Genomic DNA, 2,446 nt, shown 5'->3' on the forward strand with positions numbered 1-2,446 from the left:
TTCCCCATTTGGTGGACACCCATGAAATAGCCCCTAGCAATCGATGAAAAGGAAACTATGGGGATCAATGTGATGAGCAGCCATTTTATATAGGGGTGGTATCTGTCCATTATGGATGAGAAGGAAAGTATGAAAGGCATGACTATACACATTACTAATACGACGACCGCAGCCATTTTAAGTGCATGAATGATAAGATTATAATGCATTGCCTGTTTATTTTCCGCAACGAATTTTGAAATGGAAATATGTAATTCAAGGCTGGCAATCACATATATCAAAAAGAAAATTGGCAATATGGACATATAAAGCCCCATGCCCTCTTCGTGTAATTCCCTGGCCAGGAGCATGTTCACTAAAAATTCGATACATTCACCAAAGAACGCTGCGACAATCAAAATGAGCGTTCCTTTATAAAAAGACTTCATGTTGGCCCACTCCTAACAAGGTGTTTGTATAAAGATATGAGACATGCCATGGAATATTCATGTGGAACTGCATATCCCGGCGATACAATATGCGGTAATGCCTAGGGGAATCCTTAATAATCGTTGTTGTAAGATAAAAAATAAAATCGGGGTTAGGTTGGGTAATTGAATGAAATCGATTGGTTACATTCATTTGTTATTGGGAAATCCACATGAAAGACTTCATGGGTGATATTCCAAACAAAGTCATGTTCCCTTTGGTCGAAAGTGTCAAATGAAAGCATGAACATAAGATCGGGACTTGAATTTCGCTTTGAAATTCATGCTTTATTTTGCTATCCTTTAGCAGAGGGGATGATTTATATGAAATTCACATCTATTAGTCAATCAAATATAGATGAATTGTGCATTGCGTTTGAAAGTTGTCTTACGAAACATGATATTACATTTAAATATGTAGACATGACGGAAGATAACGGAATCATATCGTTTATTTTTTGTAATGACCCGGAAAATGCGAGATCGGTCGACATGGAAAGTGAACGTTTCATTGGATTGGATACGGATTACATAGCCAAGGAAATTTTAGAGCCTATCCTGCCTAGATTAAAGGAATATGCACAAAATAAAATCATCGATTAAGATGATTTTTTTGTTTTGATACTTGTTTTTATTGTCTAAATGGAACTGGAAATTTAACTTCCTATTATATGCGTATTATCATAACAGGGAGATGATATTTCATTGATCGTATATAGTTAGGGGAATTAAAAAAGGCCGGAAGGGAAAAGGAAGAATTTATAAAACGGTTTACCATTGGATAGCTTTGCAGGAAACGGTGATTAAATAAAAGAAAAACCCTAGGTTGAATACATCCAGGGTTTTTCTTCTTTGAAAAGCAATCTTTATGAATTGTAAAGATCGCTTTTCACCATTTTCACTCAACTCCTCAGCCTTCAGGATCAAATGACCATTTTTTTACCGGCATTTAATTCAACTTCCTGCTTGGGAGTTTCTATGGTCTTGTTTTTCTTCACTCTTAAGTGATAAACCGCATAACATCCAAGGAAGAATGTTCCCCCGCAATAAAGGGCCATTCGCTGCTCAGGAACAAACGCAAGACTGATCATGACGATGCAGTTTGTTAGTAAAGCAAGAATGGGGATGAATGGATATAGCGGAACTTTGAATTTCAGATTTTCTATCTTTCCGCCTTGGCGGGTATAGGATTTTCTAAAAGCAAGAAGACTGGCCGATATGGCAATCCAGCCAATTTGTGCACCTAATCCTGCAAGGGAGAGAAGAAAGACAAATATTGTTTTGGCAGCTACTACACTTGAAAGTAAAGACAAACCGGCAATGGCAAGGGTAATAAGCAAGGCATTAAGCGGAATCCCTCTCTTATTCACCAAACCGAGCTTCGGACTTGCCATACCTTCCCTAGAGAGCGAGTAGAGCATGCGTGTCGCAGCATAAAGACCGGAGTTCGCCACTGACAATAGTGCTGTAAGAATGATGAAGTTCATGATGTCAGCTGCATACGGAACTCCGATACTATCTAGTACAACAACGAATGGACTTTCTGAGATGCTGGCTTTTTCCCTTGGAATCATCGCCGATAATACAGTGACAGAAAGAACAAAGAAGAAAAGGGTTCTCCAAACGGTTTGTTTGATGGACTTTGGTATGACCTTTTCCGGGTTTTCACTTTCTCCAGCGGCAATTCCGATTAATTCTGTGCCCTGGAAGGAAAAGTTCACTGTAATCATTGTGATTAGCAGGGCCGATATCCCATTGGGGAAAAGACCCTCAGCGATAAAGTTGGAGAAAAATGGAGCTTCTTGTCCACCTTTCATATCAATCATTCCAAACATGGCAGCACCGCCAACGATGATGAACAGAATGATGGCCAATACTTTTATGCTGGAAAAAACAAACTCCGATTCGCCAAATGCTTTTGCTGATAAGGCGTTGAGTGAAAATATGAGAAAAGCAAAGATTGCACACCACATCCAAAC

3 protein-coding genes are annotated in these 2,446 nt (G+C 39.0%); 1 reads left to right on the plus strand and 2 read right to left on the minus strand.

The genetic code is table 11. The features are described from left to right. Positions 1–428 (minus strand): oligosaccharide flippase family protein (locus tag ACFVSH_RS25485; protein WP_387708548.1); only part of this gene is annotated, 428 nt, incomplete at its 3' end. Positions 429–791: 363 nt separating this feature from the next. Here ACFVSH_RS25485 and ACFVSH_RS25490 point away from each other — a divergent pair. Beyond that, on the plus strand, positions 792–1,070 hold the full coding sequence (locus ACFVSH_RS25490) for a hypothetical protein (protein ID WP_260284961.1): 279 nt from the start codon (positions 792–794) through the stop codon (positions 1,068–1,070). A gap of 320 nt (positions 1,071–1,390) precedes the next feature. Here the strand turns inward: ACFVSH_RS25490 and ACFVSH_RS25495 are convergent. Further along, positions 1,391–2,446 (minus strand): amino acid permease (locus ACFVSH_RS25495; protein WP_387708550.1); only part of this gene is annotated, 1,056 nt, incomplete at its 5' end.

The organism is Peribacillus sp. NPDC058002 (assembly GCF_042886655.1).
GTDB lineage: Bacteria > Bacillota > Bacilli > Bacillales > DSM-1321 > Peribacillus > Peribacillus aracenensis.

What these genes read in the sequence shown, in the direction of transcription:
- ACFVSH_RS25490 (WP_260284961.1), top strand. Translation starts at nt 792, where the DNA reads ATGAAATTCACATCTATTAGTCAATCAAATATAGATGAATTGTGCATT.